This is a genomic window from Streptomyces sp. NPDC127119, from assembly GCF_042677425.1.
GTDB lineage: Bacteria > Actinomycetota > Actinomycetes > Streptomycetales > Streptomycetaceae > Streptomyces.
In genome coordinates this window covers 22088-44971 of sequence record NZ_JBHXTO010000077.1, presented here as the reverse complement: position 1 = coordinate 44971, position 22884 = coordinate 22088, and the positions used below count along the sequence as shown (strand labels likewise).

The window sequence follows — 22884 nt, the reverse complement described above, 5'->3', positions numbered from 1 at the left end:
TCTCGCCGCACCGGGCGAAAGCCCAAGTACGTCCAGTACGAGGGCTTCCGCCCGGCACACCGAGAGCACGCACCAGACGCCGCCCGGCCCGCCCTACGGGCGGACGTCGGGAATTTGACGACAGGACCTAGCGGCACGCGTTGCGATACATGCGTGTGGGTCAGCCGCAGTGGCCGGAGTCGCCGCCGGAGGCGTTGCCGATGACGCCGTACCACTCGATGCAGTAGCCGCGGCCGTCGACGTAGACGGGGCCGGCGTAGGACGTGTACTGGCCGTCGTCCCGGACCGGCGTGCTCTCGTGGCCGACCTGGGCGTTGAGTTCGACGGACATGTAGATCTTCGCGCCCGTGGTGTTGCGGATGGTGACGGCGCAGTTCTTGCCGGTCGCTGCGTTCCAGGTGAGGAACACGGTGCCGGAGTTGCCGACGGGTGTGGAGTCGATGACGGTGTACCCGGTGCCGCAGGCTCCGTTGTACGTTGCCGCGGCCGACTTGGCGGCGGTCTTGCCCGTGGCTGCCGTGGCCGGGGCTGTTGCGGCGAGAGTGCCTGCGAGGGCCAGCCCGCTCAGGGCGGCGGCAGTGGTGGCGCGACGGGACAGCTTCATGGTGTTTCCCCCTGATGGTGTGTTCGGCGAAGTGCCGTATCGGTGAATGCCCGTGGGCTGGCTGGTCGTTGCCGTCCCACGCATATGAGACCGGGGAGCCCCCGGCAGGGTTGTGGGGGGTTGTGTCCCTGTTGTGTCACCGGTGTCACAAGGACCGTTACGCCGCCAACGAGTCGCCTGCCTGCTCGTATGCCAGCCTCCGTAAGAGATGTCGTGTCGAGCACCGAAGTCCCGCGCCCACCGCGTGCCGCCCTCCCGCCGAACTATGGCCTCGGTGAGGGCGTCGGCGATGGTGCCGAACGATTCGAGGATGCCGCCCGGGACCCAGGCCAGTTCGAGCCCTCCGTCAGTGGTGATCAAGCGCGGTCCGGCGAAGGGACCGCAGCTGGGTCACCCGAGAGCCGGGATGATCACCCATCTTCCGATGCCGGTCACGTCCGCCGCTGTGGGCCGGATTCCGGCGGTACGGCAGAAGAGTTCGAGAGTCCCGTCGAACGCGGCCTCCTGGGGATCGTCCCTGTCCATCGCCGCCATGGCCGCTCGGACCTCCGGGGTGGTCGGCTCCTCGGACCCCTCTTCGGAATGGTCGGCCACCACCTCGCCGTCGCGATACACCACGAACGTGGTGTCCGCGTTGATGCTCCTGGAGCAGGCCACGGCGAAGGTGCCGACGGAGAGTGCCGAAGCGTCGGTCCCCGGGTGGCCCATGTTCTCGACGATCAGTGTGTGCGGGCCGAGGGCGAACGCGGCCACGCACACGTCGTCGAAGGCGGCATCCTCGATCTGACTTTGTGTCAGCAGGTCGTCCCAGGTGCCCGTTCGGATCTGGTCCGGGTCGACGCCCAGGCGCCGCAGGGCCTCGTCGGGCGTCGTGTCGTGCACGACGGCGGTGGAGAAGTACTCCAGCCCGTTCAGCTCCGCCAGCCACGTCTCGAAGTCCTCGTCCGGCTCTGGTCCGGCGGCGTCCGTTTCCACCACCTCCTCGCCGTTGCGCCACACGACCGTGCCGTCCGCGCGGCGCAGTAGGACTTCCCCGCTCTCCACGAGCAGTTCATCGGCCGGACCGGCCAGCGCCGGCCGCTCGCGGTCGTCGTCGAGGATCCGCAGCATGCCGCCCTCGTCCAGGAACAGCCCCAGCCGCTGAGCCTCTCCCAGGTACTCGTACCAGAGCCAAGTGCCGTCCGCTCCGAACAGCACCAGACGCCGGTCGTCATGGTGGCCGAGTACGGTGCTGCCGTCGGCGGAGGTGAGGGAGTGCTGGCGGAGCGTCTGTCCCCGGCGCAGGACCGCGCCGCGTGGCGTGTCCACAGCCGGGGCGTCGCAGGAGGTGTGTGCGTCCACCGACCACACCGCGCGGCCCTGCGTGTCGAGCAGTTCCACCCGGCCGTCGTCCCGGACGGCGAGCCGTCGTGCACCCGAACCGGCCGTACCGGAGCGCCAGACGGGTGCGCCGTGCGGATTGTGCAGCACGAAGTCGCCGTCGGCAGTCAGTTCGGCCCAACCGCCGTCGGCCCAGTGCGTGCCGGCCGACCACACGTCACGGTGCTCGGCGTTGCAGCGCAGCACCAGGTCGCCGTTCCCCTGGTGGGTCAGGGTGTGCGAGCCGGAGGGGGAGGTGAGCGACTGGTGGCGCAGGCGTCCGCCGGTGCCGAGCTCCGGCCCGCCGTAGGCGTAGGGGGCTCCCGCGGACACCGGCGTGGCCGGGTTCGGGGTGCCCTCGTGCCACAGGACGGTGCCGGCGGCATCCGTCAGGCACAGCGTCCGGGCCTTCGCCTTGGAGCCGTGGACGGGCAGCATGCGCCAGCTGAGCACGGTGCCTTCCTGCTCCAGCCAGTCGACCAGCGGCCCGGACAGCGCGTAGCTCCCGCCGACGCCGTTGGGCCAGTGCTCGCCGACCCGGAGCTGTCCGTCCTGTTCCCGTACGACGGTTCGGCGCTTCTTGCCTTCGCTGAGCAGGTATCTGCCGACGGTGATGTCGGCGGCGGGGGCGGCGTCCCGCAGCGGCTGTGCTTCGGCCGGGCCGGTGCGCACGTTGGCCAGCCGCACATGCTCGCCGTCGAGCAGTTCCAGGTCGCCCTCGTCGGTGAGGATCAGGTACTGGGCGCCGCGTGCTGCGAAACCCGAGCGCCAGACTGTCTCGTGGTTGTCCCCGGCCTCGACCTGAACCTCGCCCCTGTCGCCGAGCAGCAGTCGTCCGGCGGCTCCCGCCCGCCAGGTGACCTCGTCCCGCTCGGTGTCCGTGATCACGGCGTTGCCCGCCGCGTCGTAGTGCAGGACGAACCGTCCGTTGGGCGCGCGCAGTTGTTCGTCTGCGTGGAGGCGGTTGAACTGGAGGATTTCGCGCATGGTGACCTTTTCTCGTGCTGGGCGCCCCGGGTGCGTCGTGCTTGATCGCATTGTGTCGGGTGCCACTGACAATCGGCCGGGTGCCGTGGCCACGGTCCTGGTGTCCCATATCGGCCCTACTCTGGGGCGTTGTTGGAGAGGCACCCGGTCCCGTTCATCGTCACCTGGCGGCTGATTCTGGCGAGACGGTCTCGCGGCGGGTGATCTCGACCTGGCAGAAAAAGGTGAAGGAAAGCCGAGGTTGCCGTCTACCGTGCTTACGGGGGTGAGCTCGGACACGCCCCGGCGGCGGACCGGGAGTTGTGGACCCCGCGCTGGTGGACCTCGTATCCGGAACCACTGCCGCGCGGTGAAGAGCCGTCGGCCCCGTGCGCCGACAGCTCATACCTGAGCCGGTGTCGACGCACGGCGGGCCAATCCTTCACCGCAGCGAGAGTTGCACGAGCCGCGCGCTCGCCCTGGCTCCGGATTCGGTGGCGACCACGACGGCGACGTAGCGCGCGTCGGTGTCCGTGCTCAGATTCCGGCCTCGTCCCGAGCCCGTGAGGCGCCCGATCTGCGTGTACGTCAGCCCATCGGCGCTGACCTCGACCTGGACCCCGGGAACCCGCCCGCTCGTCCACTGCGTGCGAACGCTGCGGATCCGTTGCGTCGCGCCGAGGTCGACGACCATCCGGCCGCCGGGGCCAGGGGTCCAAGCCGTCGTCGGATCGCCGTCCACGGCCGCAGAGGGGTCCGACATGCCCTGAGGCAGAGGCGATGTGGGGAAGACGGTGCGGCCCAGGGCGAGATCGTTGTGCGGATAGGCGGGAGCGTCCCGCAGCGTGCAGGTGGTGACCCGTCCCGAGCGCACCACGACCACCGCGTCGGCCTTCGGGCCGACGACCTGCAGGCGGCATGACGGACCGCTGAGCCGGACCGTGGAGGCATCGACGACCTCCGCGCGCAGGCCCACGGGCAGCCGCTCGCCGGACAACAGTGGGCGCAGCGAGAGGCGTGGCGCGAGGACCTGGGCTGTGGCTGCGTCGAGTGCGGCCTCGTAGGAACTGCCCGCCGTACTCACCGTCTGCCGGCCTTCGAACAGCGTCAGGCGCGATCGGGACTGCGGAATCGCGACCTCTGTGGTGATCGCCTGGTCGGAGAGGTTGAAGAGGCTGAGGTGGCCGTCCGTGAGAGCGGCTCGTACGGCACTGTCCATGGCGTGAGGGGCGGGGCGGCCGGCGAGTTCGCGAAGGGTGGCGGGGGAGGCGTCGGGCAGTCCCTCGACCAGCAGCGGTGCGGCCGGTCCGTCCGCCAGGACCACGGTGTCGCCGTACACGGCCAGTTGGTGTTCAGAGCCCCGCACCACCAGTCCCGCGCGGCCGTCGACGTCGAGCCAGCCACCGCGGCTCGACACGTCGGGCGTCGGCCAGGACACCAGGTCGGTCCACTCCTGGCCGTCCATGGAACCTTGCAGAAGGTGGGCGCGCCCCGCAGCGGCCTCCCAGCGCAGACTGACCCGGTCCACGGAGTGTGATCCGCCGAGGTCGACGGCGAGCCAACTGTCCGTGCGGGGGCGCTCTGCCCGCGAGACGGCCCATCTGCTGGCAAGGTTCCCGTCCACTGCCAGGGCCGGCTCCTTGCCGGGATCGAAGGACGACGCGGTGGCCGTCGTACCGCGGGCGAGGTCGGTGCCCGCTGCCCCGTCGCGTGCCTCGAACGCGAACAGGGAGTACCCGTACGCCGGATCGGGCCGGACCCCGGTCATGCGCAGATGACGTACCTCGGTCCGCGTGAACGTGAGGTCGTCCACGCGCGGGGAAGCTGCTTGCGGGCGGGCGTCCTGCGCCGCGACCGTGGTGCTGCCCTCGGCGAAACGGTAGGTACGGGAGCCCGACAGGCCGGCCACTCCGGGCATGGTCAGGTTGTGCACCTCCAGATGTCCTTCGCCGGCGGCGACGCCCGTGGTCGCGTAGACGACGGCGCCCGAGGGCAGAGTAGTCCAACCGGCGTACTCCGCGCCCAGCCGCAGCACGGTCGCGCTGCCGTCGAACCCGTCGCGGACGCGGCTGTACGTCTGCACCTGGCGGCTTTCGACCTTGCCCGACACGGCCGGGAGGAACATCGGGGTGGCTCCGCTGATTTTGAACAGCCAGTCGTCGTGGGCCGGTTGCCAGGCGAACTTCACGAAGCCAGGCTTGGAGACGGCACCGGCCCAGGCTCCTGGGGACTGGTGAGAGACCAGACCCGGCTCGGCTCCGAAGTCGGTGACTCCGCGGGCCTGCGCGAACAACTCGGCCTCGGACAGCGGACGGACCGTGCGCCCCTGCTCGGCCGCCCACACATGCAGGAGGTAGCTGATGGCCAACTCGGCCCTGGCCTCCGGCTCGTACTTCGGTTCGCCCGAGAACTTCGCCAGCCGGTACTCCGGAGGGTAGGCCTGGTACGCCTCCAGCCGCGAGGCCAGCGAGCGCTCCGCACGGGCCGCGGCCCGGTCGCCACCGACCTGGGCGAGGAAGGCGAGCGGGATGACGTCTCGCCCGTAGAGGTGCTCGCGGTCCGCCACCATGGGCATCAGCGGCTCTCCTGCGTCACTCATCACACCGAGGAGGGTCCGCCACAACAGGTCGGCGTTCGGCTGCCGGGTGAGTACCTGCGGCATCGGGCGCCCGGCAACGATGAAGTGCGCGGCGTTACGTCCCGACGTGCGCCACAGTTCTTGCTGGTAGTGCGGGCCGAAGGACCCGTGGTTCTCGACGATGAACGTGTCGTACAGGTTCCGGGCCGTGTTCGCGGAGACGGGAACGCCGTCGACGCGTACCGGGTTGGCGAGGTCCGCCGGGGGCAGCCCCGCCTCGTTGCGCGACCAGGTGCCGTACGCGGCCAGCCAGTCGGCGTGCCGGGGGTCGTCCGCGGCCCAGGCCGCACCGGGGGCGAGGGACTGGGCGTACACGCCCATCTCCTCCAGCTTGGTGTCCTTCTGGTAGCCGCCGGAGAGGCCGTGCGGGGTCCAGTCGCCGGAGTCCGGGTCGTCCCCCGTGCCCAGCGCGGTTGTGTAGGCCGCCTGTTCGCGCGCGATGGTGTCGACGTGCTTTTGGGTCACTGCGTCGAGCTCGTCCCACAGGAGTCGTGCGGCGAGGACGAAGTACGACTGGAAGGTCGTGTCGAAGAACAGCTTCCGGCCCCACTGCGTGCCGCCGGTCAGCCGGTTGGAGGCGGCGAAGTGCTTGATGGTCGCGAGGGTCCGGGTCCGCAGCGTCTGCTCGTCGACACCGGCCCGCTCGCTGTCGTACGTGCCGTGCGTGAGGAGGACCGCATTGCCCAGCACCACGGCGAACCCGAAGTCCTTGTCCGTGTAGTACCCGCGTGCCTGGTCCCACTGCTGCTCGGACCAGCGGGTGTGATTCAGCAGGACGCGATGATAGACGGCCGCCACCTCGTCCGGTGTCTCGCCGGATTGCCCCGCGGCCCCGCCGGAACGGTCCTCGGCGTGGGCGGCGACGGGGCGTCCGAGCGCCAGAGGGCTTGCGGCCAAGCCCGCGGAGACGCCGAGAAGTTGGACGAACCGGCGTCGGGCGACCGGGGGAGGGGGTATGTGCGACACGATCGGCGCCTTTCTCAGCGAGCTAGACAACGTTGTCAAGTGGCAGCGGCATCTTTCGTCGTTTCGGCGGGGTGCGTCAAGGGGTGTGACGTGTGCGGGGGTTTGTGGCTCAGTAATCCTGGACGAGTCACTCATTCGACAGGGTACAAATGAGGCTTATCCCAATAAAGTTGGCATTTTCGTGCTGTCTCCGTCAGGTGGAAGCGATGAACTGGCCGACCGCTTCGTATGCGGTGCTGCGCGGAGGGCTCGGGGGTGACGGAAACGTTGGCTACCTATGGGTGCGTCCGGGGCATCGAGGTCCGGCCGTGCAGGAGCTCTGCTTTTGGTTCCTGCCGTCCAGGAACCTCGGCGATTCCTTAGTTATGGGCGCCGGATCGGACGGTGGCTACTTCTTGCCACGGTACTTCGCGGCCAAGGTCATCGATGAAAGCGACGTGAACGAGGCGGTTGGACTCCCGGGCTCGACGTTCGATGCTGGGGCCGCCAGTCCATGGCAGGAACTTGTCGCCCCACTGCTCAAGAGCGCAGAGGACGACTTCCAGTTCTCGCCCGGCGTCTGTGAGGGTGTACTCATGTCGGGTGCGGCGTCCCGGCTCTCGGTAAGGGATGCGGGAAAGGACCCCGTATTCAACGAGTTTGTTTAGGCGGCGACTCAATACGTCGGCCGCGATCCCCAGTGAGGACTTGAACTCAGAGAACCGGGTTGTCTCGGACATCGCCTCGCGGAGAATGAGAAGTGTCCAGTCGTTTCCGAGCATGCCCAGACTTCGCGATACGGCAAAAGCCGAGTTGCGCGTCTTTGAAGGTCCCATGGCTTTAGCATACCCTGAGTTGCGCATTCCGATCCAGAGGTGTCGGCTGCTTTCATCGTGGCACATGAGGTCATTGAAATGCCTGCCGAGGGTGGGGTTGCTGGACTATTGAAATGCACTCCCTGGAGGCTTTCGATGTGACCTTCTGCCGGCCGACCTCGGATTGTCCTGACTTACGCTGGACGGCTATTTCTCGTCAGGATCCATGGCGGTCTTCTGCCAGCTCATGCACCTGTGACCTGGTTCGTACGCCTACGCAGCTCGCGGTCGGCGAGTGGTGTCCGATGTGGAGTGCGTACGGCTTGAGTCTGCACATCCTGACCGGATCGCCGGGGAGGAGTTCTCGTGAGCGGCGCCTGGGGTGGCGTCGTGGTGGGACTGCCCGATCCGAAACTCGATTATGCATAGGACGGTGATGGTGGCCGTCTCGCAGATTTCTGTGGGACGGCCACCAGGAGGGGCACACCAAAACGCCGACGCGATGGTCATATGGGCGGCCGACTGGTTCAAGACGTCATGGTGGGGACGAGGATCGCGCAGATGGGCGGAAAGGGGCGGCGGGCTGGTCGACCCCAGCGTCACACGGCGGTGAATCCGCCGTCCACGGTGAAGATGGCGCCGTGGACGAAAGAAGCCTCATCGGAGGCTAGATATGCGACTGCCGAGGCGACCTCGTGGGGTTCACCAACGCGGCCCGCAGGGGTGGCCGTGACGAAGGAGTCGATGGCGCCTTCTCCCATTGCCGCGGTTCCGGGAGTGTAGGTGGGGCCGGGACTGACGGCGTTGACGCGGACTCCGGACGGGCCGAATTCGGCCGCCCATGATTTCGTCAGCAGATTGATGGAGGCCTTGCTTGAGCCGTAGAGGCCGGCGCTGGCAATGCCCTTGGCCGTAACGCCGGTGGTGATGTTGATGACGACGCCGGTGTGGCGGGAAGCCATGGCGGGGGCGATGTCGCCGACGAGGAAGTAGGGGGCTTTGACGTTGATGTTGTACATGTGGTCGAAGTCGGCTTCGGTGGTGTCGGTGGTGGTTCCGAAGGTGTAGATGCCTGCGTTGTTGACGAGGATGTCGATCTGACCGGTGACGGCGGTGGCCTGTTCGGCGAGGGCGTGGGCCCCGTTCGTGGTGCTGAGGTCGGCGCGGATGAAGTCGGCCTTGTGGCCGGCGGTGCGGAGCTGTCTGACGACGCTGTCGCCGCGGGTGCTGTCGCGGCCGGAGACGATGACGTGGGCGCCGAGTTCGGCGAGTTTGTCGGCGATGGCCTGGCCGATGCCGCTGGTGGATCCGGTGACGAGCGCGGTGCTGCCGGTAAGTCGTGGCATGGGAAGCCTTCCAGCATCTAAGTTGTTATGAACAATCCAACTATGCTTCCGACCCCGGGGGAAGTCAAAGAGTCGGCCTTAGCTCTCTCCGGTGAGGCTCGCGCCTGGCGCGGCAGTTGCTGTGGCTGTTGGCATTTCGTCCGTCGCGGCGGGTGGCGTTGTGTGCCCGGGCTGTGATCCGGCAGGTGCGCGAGCGGGGTGGGTGGCCGAGTCGATGGTGCCGGCGGACCCTCGCGAAGAGGCGACGTTTCCCGGCTCCTGCCTCGTTCGTGTCGCGTCTGTCGACGGCGCGGCAGCTCAACTCCCGGAGGGAGGGTTCCGAGTGTCTGCGCGGCCAGATCTGTCCGTGGGTCGATCGGATCCGGTGCATTCCTCGCCCGATGCCGGCGTATCGACCACGCGGTCCCGTGGTCGCGCGTACTGCGCTGCCGCGGTGGATGGCGCGGGTCCTCGATGCAGTAGCACCGTTCTTGAGTGTAGTCTGAGTTGTCAAAGGCAATCCAACATTGTGGTTGGATCGCTGTGGAGTCCTGGAGGGGCCGATGAAGATCAGCGGCAGCACGGTTCTGTTGACCGGTGCCAACCGAGGCCTCGGTATGCACCTTGCCGAGCAGCTTGTTGCACGTGGAGCCACGGTTTACGCAGGTGCGAGACGCCCGGAGACGGTCGCCGTCCCCGGTGCGATTCCGGTGCGGCTGGACGTGACGGACCCGGAGTCCATCGCTGCTGCAGCCAAAGCGGCGACCGGCATTTCGATTGTCATCAACAATGCAGGTTCGTTCACTGGAGCCTCCGTAACCGACGGCTCCATGGACGACGTGCGGCTGGAAATGGAGACGCACTACTTCGGCCCCCTCGAAGTGGCCCGAGCCTTCGCTCCGCAGCTTGCCGAGAACGGTGGCGGCGCCATCCTGAACGTCCTGTCGGTGTTGTCGTGGCTGACGTACCCCGGGTTCAGCGCGTACTCCGCCGCGAAGTCTGCGGCCTGGTCCCTGACCAGTGCCCTCCGCAACGAGTACTCCGCACAGGGCACGCAGGTCACCGCGCTCCATGTCGGCTTCATGGACACCGACATGGTGGGGCACATCGAGGCGTCCAAGCACGAGCCCGGCGACATCGCCAAGTTGGGTATCGACGCCATCGAAGACGGCGCGGCCGAAGTCATGGACGAACAGTCCCGTCTGACGCAGGGCAACCTCGCCGGCGGGGTGGCTGCGTTGTACTCATCCGTCGGGTGACCCTTCGGCGCACCGACAAATCGATCTGCACGGCTTCGTCTCGACTGCGAGATCGAGAGCGGGGCGATGTCCGTGACAGAAACACATCACGAAGTGGAGAAAACACATGAAGCCCGGAATCCATCCCGTCCTCCGTCATGTCGTCTTCCGCGACACGGCCGCGAGAACTGCGTTCTTGACGAGGTCGACGCTTGATTCCGACAAGACGATCGAGTGGGAGGACGGCGAGACGTACCCCGTCATCGACGTCGAGACATCCTCAGCCAGTCACCCCTTTTACACGGGAACGGCGCGCGTGCTCGACACCGCTGGGCGCGTCGAACGCTTCGAGCGCCGTTACCGCCGTCACGGAACGCAAGGCGACGACGATCGATCCTGAGGGGCCGCTCGACCTCATGGACCAGAACGCCGGATGCATGTGACGCACCGCCTGTACTCAGTCACCACCGGACGGATCTGGTCTCCTCATGCCCCTCCCGCAACTCATCTTGTTGCAACAAGAGCCTGGAGGTGAAGACCATGAAGAACCTCGACATACCTACCGTCACCCTGAACACCGGGCATGACATGCCCCAGGTCGGCCTTGGCACCTGGCCTCTCGCTGGCCGCCAGTCAACGGACGCCATCCTGGCCGCTATCAGCACCGGCTACCGTCTGATCGACACCGCTGCCGCGTACGGCAACGAAGACTCTGTCGGGACAGCCGTACGCGAAAGCGGCCTTCTACGCGAAGAGCTGTTCATCACCACCAAGCTGCGCGGACGTCATCAAGGCGGCGCAGCGACCGTCCGTCAGGGCCTTGCCGAGTCGCTCGAGACCCTGGGGCTCGACTACGTGGACTTGTATCTCATCCACTGGCCGAACCCCAACCGTGGTCTGTACGTCGAAACCTACGCAGCGCTCTTGGAGCTTGCTCACGAAGGGTTCATCCGATCCGTGGGCGTGTCCAACTTCACCGAAGAGCATCTGCGAAGGGTGGTGGACGCCACCGGTGTACTCCCGGCTGTCAACCAGCGCCAGGTCTCGCCGTCCCATGCGCAGACCGCATTCGTGAACGCCGTGTCGGAGGACTCGACCGTCATCCAGGCATGGAGCCCGCTGGAGCGCAACTCCGGCGTCCTCGAAGACCCCGCGATCGTCAGCATCGCCGAACGCCTGGACGTCTCCCCGTCCCAGGTCGTCATCCGATGGCTCATCGAGCGGGGCCTCACCACGGTGCCGCACTCAGGCAACCCCGAACGCCAGCGTCGTAACGCCGACGTCTTCCACTTCTCATTGGAACCGGACGACATCGCCGCGGTCACCGCACTCGACAGCGGGAAGCCCACCGAACTGACACCGGACACCTTCGAGGAGTTCTAGCAGATCCGAAGCACCTCCAACTGCCGCCCCCGTCAGGAGCAGAACCCATGCACGGCAAAGTCACGATCACCGATGCGGGTCAGGTCCGCATACACAACTACGCCTCACCCGGCGACGGACTTCTGGTCAACACACAGTTGATCGAGACGCCGTCAAGGATCATCGCCGTCGACGCTCAGTTCGTCCTTGCGTATGCCGACGAAGCTGTCGCCTACGCCAAGACCCTGGGCAACCCATCGACCGCCTGATCATCAGTCACGCGCACCCGGACCACTACCACGGAGCCGCCAGGTTCGGTGCGCCCGTGCACGCTCTCCAGGAAACCATCGAAGAGATCGTTGGCGCTGGTGACAAGATCGATCTGCCCACCGGCACTCCCATACCCTGCGAGGATGTGACCCCGACCGTAGCGATCACCCCGGGGACCGAAATCGTCGACGGCATCCCCTTGGAGTTCGTACAGGTCACGGGCGGTGAAATACACACATCCCTCGTGGTGAAACTCCCCGGGCAAGGTGTCCTTCTCGCCGCGGATCTCGCCTACAACCACGTCCGTCTGTGGCTGCGAGACCGGGACTTCGACGGCTGGAAGGCCAACATCGACCGCTTCGTCGCTGAGCGCGGGTACAACATCATCATCCCCGGTCACGGGGCGCCGACCAGCCCTTCCATCTGGGCCGATCTCACCGACTACCTCAACGCCGGCCGCGAAGCGCTCGGAGAGGATGGCGATGCCTACAAGAAGGAAATCACCGAACGCTTTCCGGACCACCAAGGCGCGTCACTCATCGACATCGCCAATGCGTTCATGTTCGGGCCCAAGGACTGACATCACCCCTCCCCGGCGGGCCGCGCCGCGATAGGGAGCACACGCCTCGGTCGAGGGAAAGCTGTTGCGTCTCGTGCCCCGGTCGGTGCTTCTGGCGCAGGCATGGCCGGTGGTCAGCCGGGAGGGGGCTCGCCGGGCCGGCGGGAGCACCAAACGTCGATGGCAGTAGCGGCGTGGGGACTGGCCGTGCACCCGAACCAACGGCGTCTGATCGTGCCGACGCCGAGCGTGGGCTCGTGAGAAGGGGGCATTGCGCTCCAGGACCTGGCGGCGACTGCCAGGACCAGAGATGGCCGTGCGTCAACGGCCAGTCCGTTTGCGGGGAGACGTCCAGTGCGAACTGCCACGGGATCAGGGCGCAACACGCCTCTGCCCGCGGCTACCGTGCCCTTGGCGGAGCAGGGTGCCCCGTTGGGGCCTTCTCATCGACCGCGGGCACTGCCATCGTCACGGGTGCAGACGAGACTGCCAGTCGGAGGGAACACGTCCTGCAGGACCAGGCACCGGCTGGTCAACGGGGTGTGCGTGGGGCGGGGCAAGGACTGGTCCCTGGAGACCGGACTGAGTGCGGTAGTTCCAGAACCAGGACTCTCCGGGCTCAAAGCTCCGTATGACCTCGTGGCCCGTGTGCCGCCAGTGTTCCTGCGCGTGCTGTGAGGGAGAGTCGTCGCAGCAACCGATGTGACCACACTCGGCACATCGCCGCAGATGAAACCACCAGCCGCCGGTCGCGTCGCACTCCAGACAGCCAGTTCCGGAAGGCCGTGCCTGTGGGTTGATGTGCTGTTGCTTCATGGTCATGTCTCCTTGGGCACGTGGCAACGGGAGCTGACGCGGGACCGTCCGGCGCTCTGTTGCTGCGAAAGCAGTGCGCTCGATGGTGCTCTGCCGATCGCCCGGACGGCCCCGCGTGTGTGTGAAGGTCGCCTCAGATGTCAGCCCGTGGGCGACGTCTCGGGGAAGGTCCGGCCCATTTCCGCGCCCAGGTTGCGTTCGATGTGAGTGTTCTTCTGCAGGCCCCGGTTGAACAGCTGGGCGTTGATGGACTGGAACTCCGGGCGGGAGACAGCCTCCCAGAAGGCGTCGGACTGCCGAGGGAACACCTCGTCCGCGGGGAGCGTGAACTCGTTGACGAACTCCTTGATGCCAACGAGGACTCGGCGGTCCCACTTGGACACGCGGGTCGCGTACGCGTCCACGAAACTCTCGAACCGCGCGTCGGGGATCGCGCGGTTCACATAGCCGTACTGAGCAGCCAGCGTGCCATCGAAGTCTTCGCCCCCGAGCATGATCTCGAAGGTACGGGCGCGGCCGACGAGGCCCGCCAGCCTGGCAGTGGCTCCGCCGCCGGCTACCGCAGTGAACCCCACTTCCATCTGTCCGAGGATCGCCTTTTCTGCGCTGGCGAAACGGATGTCCGTGGCCAGGACGAACTCGCTGCCTGCGCCGCGCGCGATGCCGCGGATGGCGCTGATGGTGACAGCCTTCAGCCTGCTGAGACGCACGAGGATGTCAACCCAGGCGGCATATCCGGTGGTACCGGGAAGAGCCTCTGCGATCTGCGGGTCCGCCTCAAGGTCGTAGTGAGCGAGGTAGAAGTCCGGATTGGCGCTGTCGAAGACGACCACCTTGGCCTCGTCGTTCGTCTCAAGCTCCGTGAGCAGGTCCTTGAGGTCCTTCATGAGTCCCGGACCGATGACGTTGACGGGCGGGTTGTCGAAGGTGACGCGCCAGAGGGCGGGCGACGTCTGCGCGACGATCAGTTGAGTCGGCTTGAAGTCGGTGACGAATGACATGTGAAGTCCTTCTTGTTGAGTCTGTTCCGCGAGCCGTGGCTCACTTCGAGAACGTGGCCGTCATGGTGATGGGAGCTGCGATGGCCTTGGAGAAGGAGCACCACGCACGGGCCCCTTCGGCCATCTCCTGGAACTTCTCCTCGGTGGCCCCGGGAATCTTGGCTTCCGTGAGCACGTGGATGCCGGTGATGGCCGGCCCGTGGTCGTCAGTGCCCATGGTGACCTCGACAGACGTGTGAACGGACTCGACGGTGAGGCCGTTCTGATTCGAGATGTTGGCCAGAGCGTGGTTGAAGCAACCTGCGTGACCGGCCGCAAGGAGTTCCTCAGGGATCGCCCCAGGTGCGCCCTCGAAGCGGCTCGCGAACGTGTAGGGCGACTGCAGGGTGTCGGTGGTCGTCGAGATGCTTCCCGCGCCGTCCCTGAAAGCCCCGCGCCAGTCCGAATTGCCGACGACGATCATGTTGACCCTCTCTCTGCATTGCCCAGGATCCGATCAGACACCCTGAGTCTGTGTAGGCAACTTAGCTCACTGGAATTGCAATGGCAACCCAGCGCAGGGCTGCCTCAGGCCACCAGGCAGTGACTTGCGGGCTGAGTGGTCACATTGGCTCGTCATCTGACGTGTGAGTGGAGAGTCAGGGTGTGGGTTACACCCCGCGCTCTCAGGGCGACTCGAAGGCGCAGGCGCGCAGTGCACGCGCCAGTCGGGTGCGGGAGCCGCGGGCGCACCGACATCACCCTGCCGCAACTGGGTGTAGGAGATCATGGCTGCTACCACGAGGGGGCCGACGCATCACAGCATCGCCTCGTCGAAGGTGGCGGGTGATGAGGGCGATCTTGCCGTTGTGGAGGGCGATCAGGTCGTACCAGTCCCTGCCCAGCTCCATTCCACTGGTAGCCGACGCGTATCTGCTCGTGGCAACCACCCCGGCCGGCTGGGCCAGCATTCGCGGGAGCAGAGCTTGCTGCAGCCCTTCCGCCAGGGCATGCTGCGCTTCGGTGATGTGGAGGGCCACAACACATCGGCCGCAGTTGTCATGGGACAACTGCGCAGCGCCGTACGAGCCTACGCGGCCGAGGAACACGAGCCAGGCAAGGTCTTGGAACGGGCCAACCAGGTGCTGGTCGACCTGGACGCCGCTCTCTACGCGACCTGTTGCTGCGCGCTACTGGACCCTGACACCGGAGCTCTGTAGATGGCCACCGTCGGCCATCCGGCTCCGGCGGTCTGTACCGTCACCGGCACACCCATGCCGTCTGACCTCGAAGTCGGGCTTCCGCTCGGGATCGAGACCGAGACGCTCTTCGAGACGACGCAGCTGCGGCTCGACCCGGGGACCCTGCTCGCCTTCTACACCGACGGCCTGGTCGACTTCGGCGGTGTCCTCGACCCACAAGCCCTGCAGAATGCCTTCCGAGGCGGCGGCCATCTCGAAGCACTGGGCGACGGCCTGATGGGCGACTTCGAAGCCCTGCACACCAGTCACACCGACGATGCGGCCCTCATGCTGGCCTACTACGAGGGGCCCTCTGCTGAAGCGCGGGAGAACGTGCGGCAGTTGAAGATCCAGAAACGTGATCTCCATGGCGCCCAGCACACGCGTCCCCTGATCCGTGGATGGCTGGAGGAGTAGGGGCTGCCTGACATGGCCGACGAGGAAGAGCTTTTGGTGTCAGAGATCGTCACCAACGGTCTTGTCCACGGCGACAGCGATGTCTACGTCTACGTGCGCAGGCATCCCGAGCATGTGCGGGTGGAAGTGCGGGACAGTGATCCCCAGCCGGCTCGAACCGTCACCGTCCCGCGAGAAGAAGACCAGGCCGAGGGTGGCCGGGGGCTGGTCATCGTCTCCGCTCTCGCATCGGCATGGGGAAATTCACCCAGTGGCCGCGGCAAGACGGTGTGGTTCGAGCTGTCCGTCCCCGGCGCCCCGCTCTGATTCAGTACTCGCCTGCGATACCGACGTGCCTGACCGGTTGCTGCGGTGACGCCGTGACCCTTTTGACGGGCCGTTCGTGGTTCAGGTTGCCACTTCGCCAGGTTCCTCAGTCGACTCTTCCGAGGGGTAGGCGGCTGTGCGGACGGTCGCGACGTCCACCCACGGCACCTCGTAGCCATGATCGTCTACGAACGCGACGTGGACAGGCCGTTGGGTGCGTTGTGCCCTGCGCTCGATGGTGGGTCCGTCCGACCAGGGAAGGTGCCGGTCGCCCCACTGCTGCAGTGCCCCTAGCACTACTTCCAGCTCCCGGCCGGCGTCGGTCAGGTGGTACGCGTAGCGGGTGCGGCTGCCGGGTTCCTGATAAGGCTCGCGGTACATGACCCCGTACTCCACGAGTGTCGTGAGCCGACGGCTGAGAACATCCGCTGCCACACCCAGGGCCGACCGGAAGTCCGCAAAGCGCGTCGTGCCGGTCAGGGCCTCCCGAAGGATGAGCAATGTCCAATTCTCGCCCAGAACTCCCAAGCTCCTGGTGACGGAGCAGCTGGAGTCATGCATCCATGAAAGTGCCATACCGGTAATCGTACCTGAGTCGTGAGTACGGATCCAGAAGCGCCATTCCGGGGCAGGTTAAATGATGAACGACATGAATAAGTCATCCGTAGGCTTATCGAGAAGTGGAGGAACGGAGTGCCGGGCGCCTATCACGTGCCCTTAGTGGCGTGGCTCACGCATACGCCCGAACGGTCCGCAGGGGAGCAGGTTGTCGGCGTCGAAGGTGTTTGACCGGCCAGGCTTCTTGAGGGTGCTCGGGTATCCGGGCGTCGAGCGGAGCTGCTGGTCACGCCCAACAGTGCTGGCGGAGCCTGCCCCCTGGCGGCCTGGCTCCTGGCGCCTCGACGACCTCGGGCCTGCGTTTTCCGCAAGGCTCGAACCCTTTTCCGTAATGCACGGTCCGCACGCCTGGAATTGGGCAACCCGGACTCGTCTCCTCCAGGGGTCGTTGGGCGGAAGAGACTACCCCTGGACCGCTGAATGAACTGCTGTGGAGAATTCCGCCGGCCGGTAGGGGATCGTAGAGAAAATCCACGAGGGTCATTTATGAAGGTGGTTGCATTTTGCGGGCGGAGCCTGTCGTGGGCAATGGAGTCCGGCGAGGAAGTTCGGTTATTCGAATGGTGGAGGCTCCCGATTGGCCTGACGCCGTTCTGGTGCCAGGCTGACGCGGCTCCGCCCGCTCGCGTGCCACGAAGGGGCATGCTGGATTGCCGTTCCAGACTCAGCCTGTTAAGTTGTGGTCTAGGAGTCAGCAGGTCATGGGAGTCGACCGTCGGCACAGACCAAGATCGTGGGTCGAGACGAGGTCGATGCAGGCTTCTTCTTGGTCGGCGCAACGGCGCGCACTCCGAGTAGCAGCGTTGCGTGATGCCGGGGCGCCGATTGCCATCCGTATGGATAACGGCGAGGTACCCAGAGGCCGGACCGCTCTGGGGTTCTGGTGCGGCCCGGGGTTTTCCGACCGTACGCATGCTGCTGGCAGTACGAGGGGTCAGTAACCACGGTCGGTCCGTTCGTTAGGAAGCAGTTCCATGCGAAGGGAAGACGGACGTTTCCGCGAAAGCCTGATTTTCGCACTCGGCTATGAGGTGGAGCTCGGCCCGCTGTTCGCCGCGTATTCGTCTTTGGTGTCGGTTGCTCGCACCGAGGTGCCGTTCAGCGGCATCGCAAAACCGACCCGGCGGGGAGAAGCCAGGGTCTCCAAGGCTCATGATCGCCTACCCGGTGTGAGGAGTGGCCGTCACGGACGAGGGCGGCGCTCCCGCCATCACAGAAGCCGCAAGCCCGTCCAACCCGACCGGAAGCCGCGGTGTGCGCGGCGTGAACAGAGGACGCGAACAATGTCGACTCCACAGCCGAGCGACGCGGCGCCGATCTTCAGCGAGGCTGACTGGTCCGCGCTGAAGATCTACGGAATCCAGCAGCTCACCGAGGCCGGTGACACCCTTTTCCAAGCCGGTGAGGCCGTCGGGGACATGATCCTCGTGGAGTCCGGCGGGATCGAGATCTTGCGACCGCCAGGTTCCGATGAGGAGGAGGTGGTCGTCGCCAGCTACGGAGCGGGCCAGTTCAGCGGTGAGCTCAATCTTCTGACAGGTCAGACGACGTATCTCAATGCTCGTGTCTCTGCGCCAGGTGTGGTCTACCGCGTCGGACCGACGTCCTTTCGACGGCTCATGGACGAGGATCCGAACCTCTCTGACGTGGTACTGAAGGCGCTCCTGGCGAGGCGGGAGAACCTGCGTTCCAACGCCGCCGCTCGCAGCATCGTCATCGTCGGCCACGACCCGTCGGCGACGGCGATGGCCTTGCGCACCTACGCGGCACGTCAGCGGCAGCCGCACACCTGGGTCGTCGCCGGTACCCCGGCAGGGGAAAGCCTGATGCACGCAGTGGACGCGTCTACCGACGAGCTGCCGCTGGTGATCACCGCAACGACGGTACTGCGCCAGGCGACCCCAGCTCTTTTGGCCGAGCACCTGGGCCTGTCCTACCAGCACGTGGAGGGCAGGACCCTGGACCTTGTCGTCATCGGTGCAGGGCCCGCGGGGCTGGCCGCCGCTGTGTACGGTGCCTCGGAAGGACTGCGGACAGTGGTACTGGACGCGGTCGCTGCCGGCGGTCAGGCTGCGGCAAGTTCGAGGATCGAGAACTACCTCGGCTTCACATCCGGTATCAGCGGCGCGGACCTCACCGGCCGTGCAGCGGTACAGGCCCAGAAGTTCGGGGCCCGGATCGCCAGCCCCTGCGAAGTCGCCGAGCTGAAGGGCGACGGAGACACCCTCCGGGTGACGCTGAAAGACGGCAGAGAGATCGACAGCCGCGCGGTGGTCATCGCCACAGGCGCCCGTTACCGCTCGCTGCCGCTGGCACGGTGGAACGATTTCGAAGGCGCGGGCATCTTCTACGCCGCCACGGAGCTGGAGGCACGCGCCTGCGGGGACAACCCCGTCGCGGTGGTGGGCGGGGCCAACTCCGCGGGGCAGGCGGCCCTGTACCTGGCGGGTCGCGGAAGCACCGTGAACCTGATGGTCCGAGGTGGGGACCTGTCCGCGGGCATGTCGTCATACCTGGCCGACCGCATCACCGCTCATCCCGCGATCACCGTGCGCACCTCCACGGAGGTGACGCAGCTGCACGGCGGCGACCGACTGAAAGCAATCACCGTACGCACCAATGCGATCCAGGACGATCCAGGCACGGAACTTGAGTGTCTGGGCCTGTTCTGCTTCATCGGAGCCAGCCCCGCGACGGACTGGCTCAAGGGAGCAGCCATGGACGAAGACGGATTCCTGCTCACGGATGTCTCCCTCCACGACGATGCGCTCGGCAGGCGGTGGGCCCGACTGGGCCGTCGTCCGCTGCCTTTCGAAACCAGCCTGCCGCGCGTGTTCGCAACCGGCGACGTACGTTCCGGCTCCATGAAGCGCGTCGCCGCAGCCGTCGGCGAAGGCGCCAGCGCCGTCCGCTCCGTCCACATGTCGCTGAACACGGTTGGCGTCTAGGTCCGGCTCCCCTCACCCTCAGCCGTTCGTTCCAACGGGCTGGCGTCAGCGCCGCCACCGGTGGCAGCCGCGGCCCCTCGTTACCCGTAAGAAGGACACAACATGACTGCGTCTCCTATTCCTGTCGTCTTCATCCACGGACTGTGGCTGCATGCCTCCAGCTGGACGCCATGGCTCAACCTGTTCCGCACCGCAGGCTACGAACCTCTGGCGCCCGGCTGGCCCAACGAGCCCGACAGCGTGGCCGAGGCACGGCGCAACCCTGACCTCGTGGCCGGTACGAGCATCACGGCCGCCACTGATCACTTCCGGGAAGTGATCAGTGGCCTCCAGGAGGACCCCATCATCATCGGGCACTCCTTCGGCGGCCTGATCGCACAGAAGCTTCTGGGGGAGTCCTTGGGCAGGGCGGCCGTAGCAATCGACCCCGCGCAGATGAAGGGCGTACTGCCGCTGCCCCTGGCTCAGATCCGCTCAGCACTGCCGGCCATGGGCAACCCCGCGAACCTGAACAAGCCGGTGTCCCTGAGCCGGGAGGCGTTCCGCTACGGCTTCGGAAACGCCCTGCCCCAGCAGGAGTCCGACGACCTCTACGACAAGTGGGCCGTCCCCGGTCCGGCCAAGCCCGTCTTCCAGGCCGCAACGGCCAACTTCAACCCCCGGTCACAGGCGAAGGTCGACACGGCCAACTCGGGTCGCGGTCCCCTCCTACTGATCTCCGGCACCGAGGACCACACTGTGCCGGACGTGACCACGCGGGCGACGTACAAGCAGTACCGGCGCTCCAGCGCTGTCACCGAACTCAAGCAGTTCGACAACCGCGGCCACGCCCTGACCGTGGACAGCGGCTGGAAGGAGATCGCGGAGTTCGTCCTGCTGTGGCTCAAGGAGCAGCAGCTGTGACAGCCATCGGACGTCGACCCGTCCGCCCGGAGTGCCGACAGGGAGAACACCATGACCGCCTCGTATGAAACCATCGATACACACCTGGACGGCCGTGTCCTGCACGCAACCTTCCACGCACCGCCGATCAACCTCATCGGTCCCGAACTCGTGCGTGATCTGGTGGGGTTGATCGAGGAGCTCTCCCGTCCGGACGCACCGCGGGTGGTGGTGTTCGACAGCGCGGACGACGACTTCTTCTTCCCTCATCCCAACCACCTTCTGGGCGGAGCGGTGCCGGCGATGCTGTGCGGCACAGGGGCGCTGGCGACAGCGGTCATGCGTGCGTCCTCCGCCCGCAGTTGCATCGTCGTCGGCTGCGTCACCCTCGCCGTGGGCCCGGGGCTGACGGCTGTGGCGCTCGGCATCGGAAACTCCGCGCTCTTCTACACGAGCACGGTGATCGCGGGGGTGGGATTCGGCGTGGGCTACCTCGGCGCCCTGCGCAGCCTCGTGAACCTCGCCGATCCGGAACACCGCGGGGCCCTGGTCTCCGCGATCTACCTGGTCGCCTATACGGCCTTCTCGGTCCCGGTCGTTGTCGCCGGTGCGGTGGCGACGCGCGAAGGCCTTGAGCACACGGCCATCGGCTTCTGCGTCGTCCTCGCGGTGCTTGCCGTGACAGCGCTGGTGGCCACGCTGCGAACGTCGAGCCGGGCAGCGCGCATCATGCCCCCGAACTCTGCGGGTCCTACCGATTCGCAGTCCTCCTGAAAGGAAACCCCGTCATGTCTGCCACCGTCCTTCTTGTCCACGGCGCCTTCGCCGATGGCTCCAGCTGGAACAAGGTCATCGCCCACCTCCGAGAAGCCGGTATCACCGCTCGAACGGTCCCCAACCAACTGCGGGGACTCACTGCCGACGGCGAGTACGTAGCGAGCGTCGTCGCTCAGACCGAGGGCGATGTCGTACTCGTCGGGCACAGCTACGGCGGCCCGGTCATCACCTACGCCGGCAGCAAGGCCGACAACGTCAAGGGGCTCGTCTTCGTCGCCGCCTTCGGGCTCGACAAGGGCCAGAGCGCCCAGACGGCCACCGAAGGCTACCCGGAGCCTGAGCTGATCAGCGCCCTGCAGCCGTGGTCCTATCCGGGCAGCGAGGTGCCCGAGCTGACCATCGACGTGCAGAAGTACCGTTCCGTTTTCGCAGCCGACGTCACCGACGAGGAGGCCGCGGCCGGTGCCACCAACCAGCGTCCGGCTTCGGGCCTTGCGCTGGGGGAGCCGCTGTCGGTGGAGCCGGCCTGGAAGCGTGTACCGAGCTGGTGGCTCGTGGCCGGCGCCGATCACGCCATCAACCCGGACTATCAGCGGGCCACCGCGAAGAACATCGGGGCGACGGTCACCGAGGTCGAGGGCGGCTCGCACTCGATCGCCGTCTCACGCTCCGGTGAAGTGGCGGACGTGATCATCGCCGCGGTTCGCGCTGTCGCCTGATCTTCACGGATACCGGAGGATCAGCGGCTGTCGGCCGCTACCAGTCCATCCCTGGTGTCCTTAAGGATGCGATCCGAAAGGGCAGGATCCGCATCACGCACAGCGCGGGAGAGAACGATGGCGCCGACCATCCCAGCCAGGAGGAAGTAGTCCGGGGTGGGATGGTCGTCCTGGCTTGAGGCCCGGCTGCTGCTCGCGCCCAATGCCTGCGCCATGCCGGTGACGCCCGAGGCGAAGACGCTCTGCAACTCTGTCGGTGCACGGCCCGCATCGTTGGCAAGTGCTGCGACCGTGCACCGACTCTGCGGGTTGTCACGGTGCGAGGCGGACACATAGTCGTCAAGCACCTCGCCAAGAACTCCGGGAGCGGCCGGGCCGATGGGAGAGGTCCGTTCTCGACGGACCTCGGCGACGCTGTCCTGCACACCGCGAGAGCAGCACTCCTCGATGAGAGCTTCCTTCGAGTCGAACTGGCCGTAAAAACCGCCATGCGTCAGCCCGGATGTCCTCATGACGTCGGCGATGGACACACCGTTGAAGCCATGCACGCGGAAGAGGGCGGCGGCAACGTCCAGGACCCGCTCACGATTGGCTGCGGCTTGCTGCCGTGAGACGCGCATCCCGACCTCCTAGGCGAGCGCTGCCTACTCCCTGACCGCATAGATGTTACATGTCATCTTTCTCACGTTCTATGACGACTGACATGTAACGGGGCATCCGCCTGCTTCTGAGGTGCAGATGTACGCGTAGCAGCGCAGCGATTCCAAGCGGTGGCACGCTTATCCCGTTGCCCTCTGGGTCAGCGCTGTAACTGCTCAACTCGACGTCGACGCCGCGGCGGTCGCGTTCCGAGGAGCTTCGTGTGACGAGCCGGCGCTCAGGAAGATGCGCAAGAAGCCCGGGCGACCATGGCCGCTCCGGCGACGCCCGCGTCATTGTGCAACGCGGCAGGAACAACGGGAATCTTGGCACCTTGCAACAAGTGCAGAAGACGATTCGCCTGCCGGCTGGTTCCGCCGTCCAGAATAAAGACACCGGATGAGAAGAACATCTCGACGTGTCCGGCCGGATGCATGTTGGCGGCGCTACGTTGTCCCTT

At 66.4% G+C, this 22884-nt stretch carries 21 protein-coding genes and 1 pseudogene; 11 read left to right on the top strand and 11 right to left on the bottom strand.

What is annotated here, in order from left to right; translation table 11 throughout:
- Positions 1 to 160: 160 nt before the first annotated feature.
- The 5 genes from ACFVH5_RS27745 to ACFVH5_RS27725 all read right to left on the bottom strand — a co-directional run bounded on the left by ACFVH5_RS27745 (position 161) and on the right by ACFVH5_RS27725 (position 8673).
- On the bottom strand, positions 161 to 604 hold the full coding sequence (locus ACFVH5_RS27745) for a spore-associated protein A (protein WP_385836458.1): 444 nt from the start codon (positions 602 to 604) through the stop codon (positions 161 to 163).
- Positions 605 to 994: 390 nt separating this feature from the next.
- Entirely contained in the window at positions 995 to 2950 is a 1956-nt protein-coding gene (locus ACFVH5_RS27740; RefSeq protein ID WP_385836456.1) for a DUF6461 domain-containing protein, read from the bottom strand.
- Between the two features lie 421 nt (positions 2951 to 3371).
- Positions 3372 to 6533, bottom strand: coding sequence for a discoidin domain-containing protein (locus tag ACFVH5_RS27735; protein ID WP_385836455.1), 3162 nt, complete (start codon positions 6531 to 6533; stop codon positions 3372 to 3374).
- A 359-nt stretch (positions 6534 to 6892) separates the two neighbouring features.
- Entirely contained in the window at positions 6893 to 7252 is a 360-nt protein-coding gene (locus tag ACFVH5_RS27730) for a winged helix-turn-helix transcriptional regulator (RefSeq protein ID WP_385836460.1), read from the bottom strand.
- 674 nt (positions 7253 to 7926) lie between these two features.
- A complete protein-coding gene (locus tag ACFVH5_RS27725; protein WP_385836454.1) occupies positions 7927 to 8673 on the bottom strand; it encodes an SDR family NAD(P)-dependent oxidoreductase in 747 nt (248 codons plus the stop codon).
- Positions 8674 to 9215: 542 nt separating this feature from the next.
- On the opposite strand from ACFVH5_RS27725, the gene ACFVH5_RS27720 reads away from it, so the two are divergent.
- From ACFVH5_RS27720 to ACFVH5_RS27700, 5 genes are all read left to right on the top strand, one after another.
- A complete protein-coding gene (locus ACFVH5_RS27720; RefSeq protein WP_385836453.1) occupies positions 9216 to 9911 on the top strand; it encodes an SDR family oxidoreductase in 696 nt (231 codons plus the stop codon).
- 106 nt (positions 9912 to 10017) lie between these two features.
- Positions 10018 to 10290 (top strand): type B 50S ribosomal protein L31, encoded by a 273-nt coding sequence (locus tag ACFVH5_RS27715; protein ID WP_385836452.1) that lies wholly within the window; start codon positions 10018 to 10020, stop codon positions 10288 to 10290.
- Positions 10291 to 10430: 140 nt separating this feature from the next.
- Entirely contained in the window at positions 10431 to 11273 is an 843-nt protein-coding gene (locus ACFVH5_RS27710) for an aldo/keto reductase (RefSeq protein ID WP_385836451.1), read from the top strand.
- 47 nt (positions 11274 to 11320) lie between these two features.
- The gene (locus ACFVH5_RS27705) at positions 11321 to 11521 is read left to right on the top strand and encodes a hypothetical protein (protein WP_385836450.1); all 201 of its coding nucleotides are present in this window, start codon (positions 11321 to 11323) and stop codon (positions 11519 to 11521) included.
- Entirely contained in the window at positions 11509 to 12102 is a 594-nt protein-coding gene (locus ACFVH5_RS27700; RefSeq protein WP_385836459.1) for an MBL fold metallo-hydrolase, read from the top strand. Before ACFVH5_RS27705 ends, ACFVH5_RS27700 begins: the two co-directional genes overlap by 13 nt.
- 447 nt (positions 12103 to 12549) lie before the next feature.
- Here ACFVH5_RS27700 and ACFVH5_RS27695 read toward each other — a convergent pair whose 3' ends face one another.
- The 3 genes from ACFVH5_RS27695 to ACFVH5_RS27685 form a co-directional block, all read right to left on the bottom strand.
- The gene (locus ACFVH5_RS27695; protein WP_385836449.1) at positions 12550 to 12897 is read right to left on the bottom strand and encodes a UBP-type zinc finger domain-containing protein; all 348 of its coding nucleotides are present in this window, start codon (positions 12895 to 12897) and stop codon (positions 12550 to 12552) included.
- A 140-nt stretch (positions 12898 to 13037) separates the two neighbouring features.
- Positions 13038 to 13898 (bottom strand): enoyl-CoA hydratase/isomerase family protein, encoded by an 861-nt coding sequence (locus ACFVH5_RS27690; protein WP_385836448.1) that lies wholly within the window; start codon positions 13896 to 13898, stop codon positions 13038 to 13040.
- Positions 13899 to 13938: 40 nt separating this feature from the next.
- Complete coding sequence (locus tag ACFVH5_RS27685; RefSeq protein ID WP_385836447.1) at positions 13939 to 14361, bottom strand: OsmC family peroxiredoxin; 423 nt, start codon at positions 14359 to 14361, stop codon at positions 13939 to 13941.
- A 304-nt stretch (positions 14362 to 14665) separates the two neighbouring features.
- Here ACFVH5_RS27685 and ACFVH5_RS27680 point away from each other — a divergent pair.
- Positions 14666 to 15535, top strand: a pseudogene (locus tag ACFVH5_RS27680) (PP2C family protein-serine/threonine phosphatase).
- Positions 15536 to 15547: 12 nt separating this feature from the next.
- Positions 15548 to 15841, top strand: a complete 294-nt coding sequence (locus ACFVH5_RS27675) for an ATP-binding protein (RefSeq protein ID WP_385836445.1) — start codon at positions 15548 to 15550, stop codon at positions 15839 to 15841.
- 81 nt (positions 15842 to 15922) lie between these two features.
- Here ACFVH5_RS27675 and ACFVH5_RS27670 read toward each other — a convergent pair whose 3' ends face one another.
- Positions 15923 to 16417, bottom strand: a complete 495-nt coding sequence (locus ACFVH5_RS27670) for a winged helix-turn-helix transcriptional regulator (protein ID WP_385836444.1) — start codon at positions 16415 to 16417, stop codon at positions 15923 to 15925.
- A gap of 1325 nt (positions 16418 to 17742) precedes the next feature.
- On the opposite strand from ACFVH5_RS27670, the gene ACFVH5_RS27665 reads away from it, so the two are divergent.
- The 4 genes from ACFVH5_RS27665 (at position 17743) to ACFVH5_RS27650 (ending at position 21785) form a co-directional block, all read left to right on the top strand.
- A complete protein-coding gene (locus ACFVH5_RS27665; protein WP_385836443.1) occupies positions 17743 to 19407 on the top strand; it encodes an FAD-dependent oxidoreductase in 1665 nt (554 codons plus the stop codon).
- Between the two features lie 102 nt (positions 19408 to 19509).
- Positions 19510 to 20310 carry an alpha/beta hydrolase gene (locus ACFVH5_RS27660; protein WP_385836442.1) on the top strand — a complete coding sequence of 267 codons (801 nt, stop codon included), beginning with the start codon at positions 19510 to 19512 and terminating at the stop codon, positions 20308 to 20310.
- 51 nt (positions 20311 to 20361) lie between these two features.
- Positions 20362 to 21063, top strand: a complete 702-nt coding sequence (locus ACFVH5_RS27655) for a hypothetical protein (protein ID WP_385836441.1) — start codon at positions 20362 to 20364, stop codon at positions 21061 to 21063.
- Between the two features lie 14 nt (positions 21064 to 21077).
- On the top strand, positions 21078 to 21785 hold the full coding sequence (locus tag ACFVH5_RS27650; RefSeq protein ID WP_385836440.1) for an alpha/beta fold hydrolase: 708 nt from the start codon (positions 21078 to 21080) through the stop codon (positions 21783 to 21785).
- Positions 21786 to 21805: 20 nt separating this feature from the next.
- On the opposite strand, the gene ACFVH5_RS27645 is transcribed toward ACFVH5_RS27650, so the two are convergent.
- Entirely contained in the window at positions 21806 to 22405 is a 600-nt protein-coding gene (locus ACFVH5_RS27645; protein ID WP_385836439.1) for a TetR/AcrR family transcriptional regulator, read from the bottom strand.
- Positions 22406 to 22662: 257 nt separating this feature from the next.
- Positions 22663 to 22860 carry a hypothetical protein gene (locus ACFVH5_RS27640; RefSeq protein WP_385836438.1) on the bottom strand — a complete coding sequence of 66 codons (198 nt, stop codon included), beginning with the start codon at positions 22858 to 22860 and terminating at the stop codon, positions 22663 to 22665.
- Positions 22861 to 22884: the final 24 nt, after the last annotated feature.

What these genes read in the sequence shown, in the direction of transcription:
- ACFVH5_RS27720 (WP_385836453.1), top strand. Translation starts at nt 9,216, where the DNA reads ATGAAGATCAGCGGCAGCACGGTTCTGTTGACCGGTGCCAACCGAGGC.
- ACFVH5_RS27640 (WP_385836438.1), bottom strand. Translation starts at nt 22,860, where the DNA reads ATGCATCCGGCCGGACACGTCGAGATGTTCTTCTCATCCGGTGTCTTT.
- ACFVH5_RS27685 (WP_385836447.1), bottom strand. Translation starts at nt 14,361, where the DNA reads ATGATCGTCGTCGGCAATTCGGACTGGCGCGGGGCTTTCAGGGACGGC.
- ACFVH5_RS27710 (WP_385836451.1), top strand. Translation starts at nt 10,431, where the DNA reads ATGAAGAACCTCGACATACCTACCGTCACCCTGAACACCGGGCATGAC.
- ACFVH5_RS27660 (WP_385836442.1), top strand. Translation starts at nt 19,510, where the DNA reads ATGACTGCGTCTCCTATTCCTGTCGTCTTCATCCACGGACTGTGGCTG.
- ACFVH5_RS27665 (WP_385836443.1), top strand. Translation starts at nt 17,743, where the DNA reads ATGTCGACTCCACAGCCGAGCGACGCGGCGCCGATCTTCAGCGAGGCT.
- ACFVH5_RS27705 (WP_385836450.1), top strand. Translation starts at nt 11,321, where the DNA reads ATGCACGGCAAAGTCACGATCACCGATGCGGGTCAGGTCCGCATACAC.
- ACFVH5_RS27740 (WP_385836456.1), bottom strand. Translation starts at nt 2,950, where the DNA reads ATGCGCGAAATCCTCCAGTTCAACCGCCTCCACGCAGACGAACAACTG.
- ACFVH5_RS27715 (WP_385836452.1), top strand. Translation starts at nt 10,018, where the DNA reads ATGAAGCCCGGAATCCATCCCGTCCTCCGTCATGTCGTCTTCCGCGAC.
- ACFVH5_RS27745 (WP_385836458.1), bottom strand. Translation starts at nt 604, where the DNA reads ATGAAGCTGTCCCGTCGCGCCACCACTGCCGCCGCCCTGAGCGGGCTG.
- ACFVH5_RS27725 (WP_385836454.1), bottom strand. Translation starts at nt 8,673, where the DNA reads ATGCCACGACTTACCGGCAGCACCGCGCTCGTCACCGGATCCACCAGC.
- ACFVH5_RS27670 (WP_385836444.1), bottom strand. Translation starts at nt 16,417, where the DNA reads ATGGCACTTTCATGGATGCATGACTCCAGCTGCTCCGTCACCAGGAGC.
- ACFVH5_RS27695 (WP_385836449.1), bottom strand. Translation starts at nt 12,897, where the DNA reads ATGAAGCAACAGCACATCAACCCACAGGCACGGCCTTCCGGAACTGGC.
- ACFVH5_RS27730 (WP_385836460.1), bottom strand. Translation starts at nt 7,252, where the DNA reads ATGTCCGAGACAACCCGGTTCTCTGAGTTCAAGTCCTCACTGGGGATC.
- ACFVH5_RS27645 (WP_385836439.1), bottom strand. Translation starts at nt 22,405, where the DNA reads ATGCGCGTCTCACGGCAGCAAGCCGCAGCCAATCGTGAGCGGGTCCTG.
- ACFVH5_RS27650 (WP_385836440.1), top strand. Translation starts at nt 21,078, where the DNA reads ATGTCTGCCACCGTCCTTCTTGTCCACGGCGCCTTCGCCGATGGCTCC.
- ACFVH5_RS27690 (WP_385836448.1), bottom strand. Translation starts at nt 13,898, where the DNA reads ATGTCATTCGTCACCGACTTCAAGCCGACTCAACTGATCGTCGCGCAG.
- ACFVH5_RS27675 (WP_385836445.1), top strand. Translation starts at nt 15,548, where the DNA reads ATGGCCGACGAGGAAGAGCTTTTGGTGTCAGAGATCGTCACCAACGGT.
- ACFVH5_RS27655 (WP_385836441.1), top strand. Translation starts at nt 20,362, where the DNA reads ATGACCGCCTCGTATGAAACCATCGATACACACCTGGACGGCCGTGTC.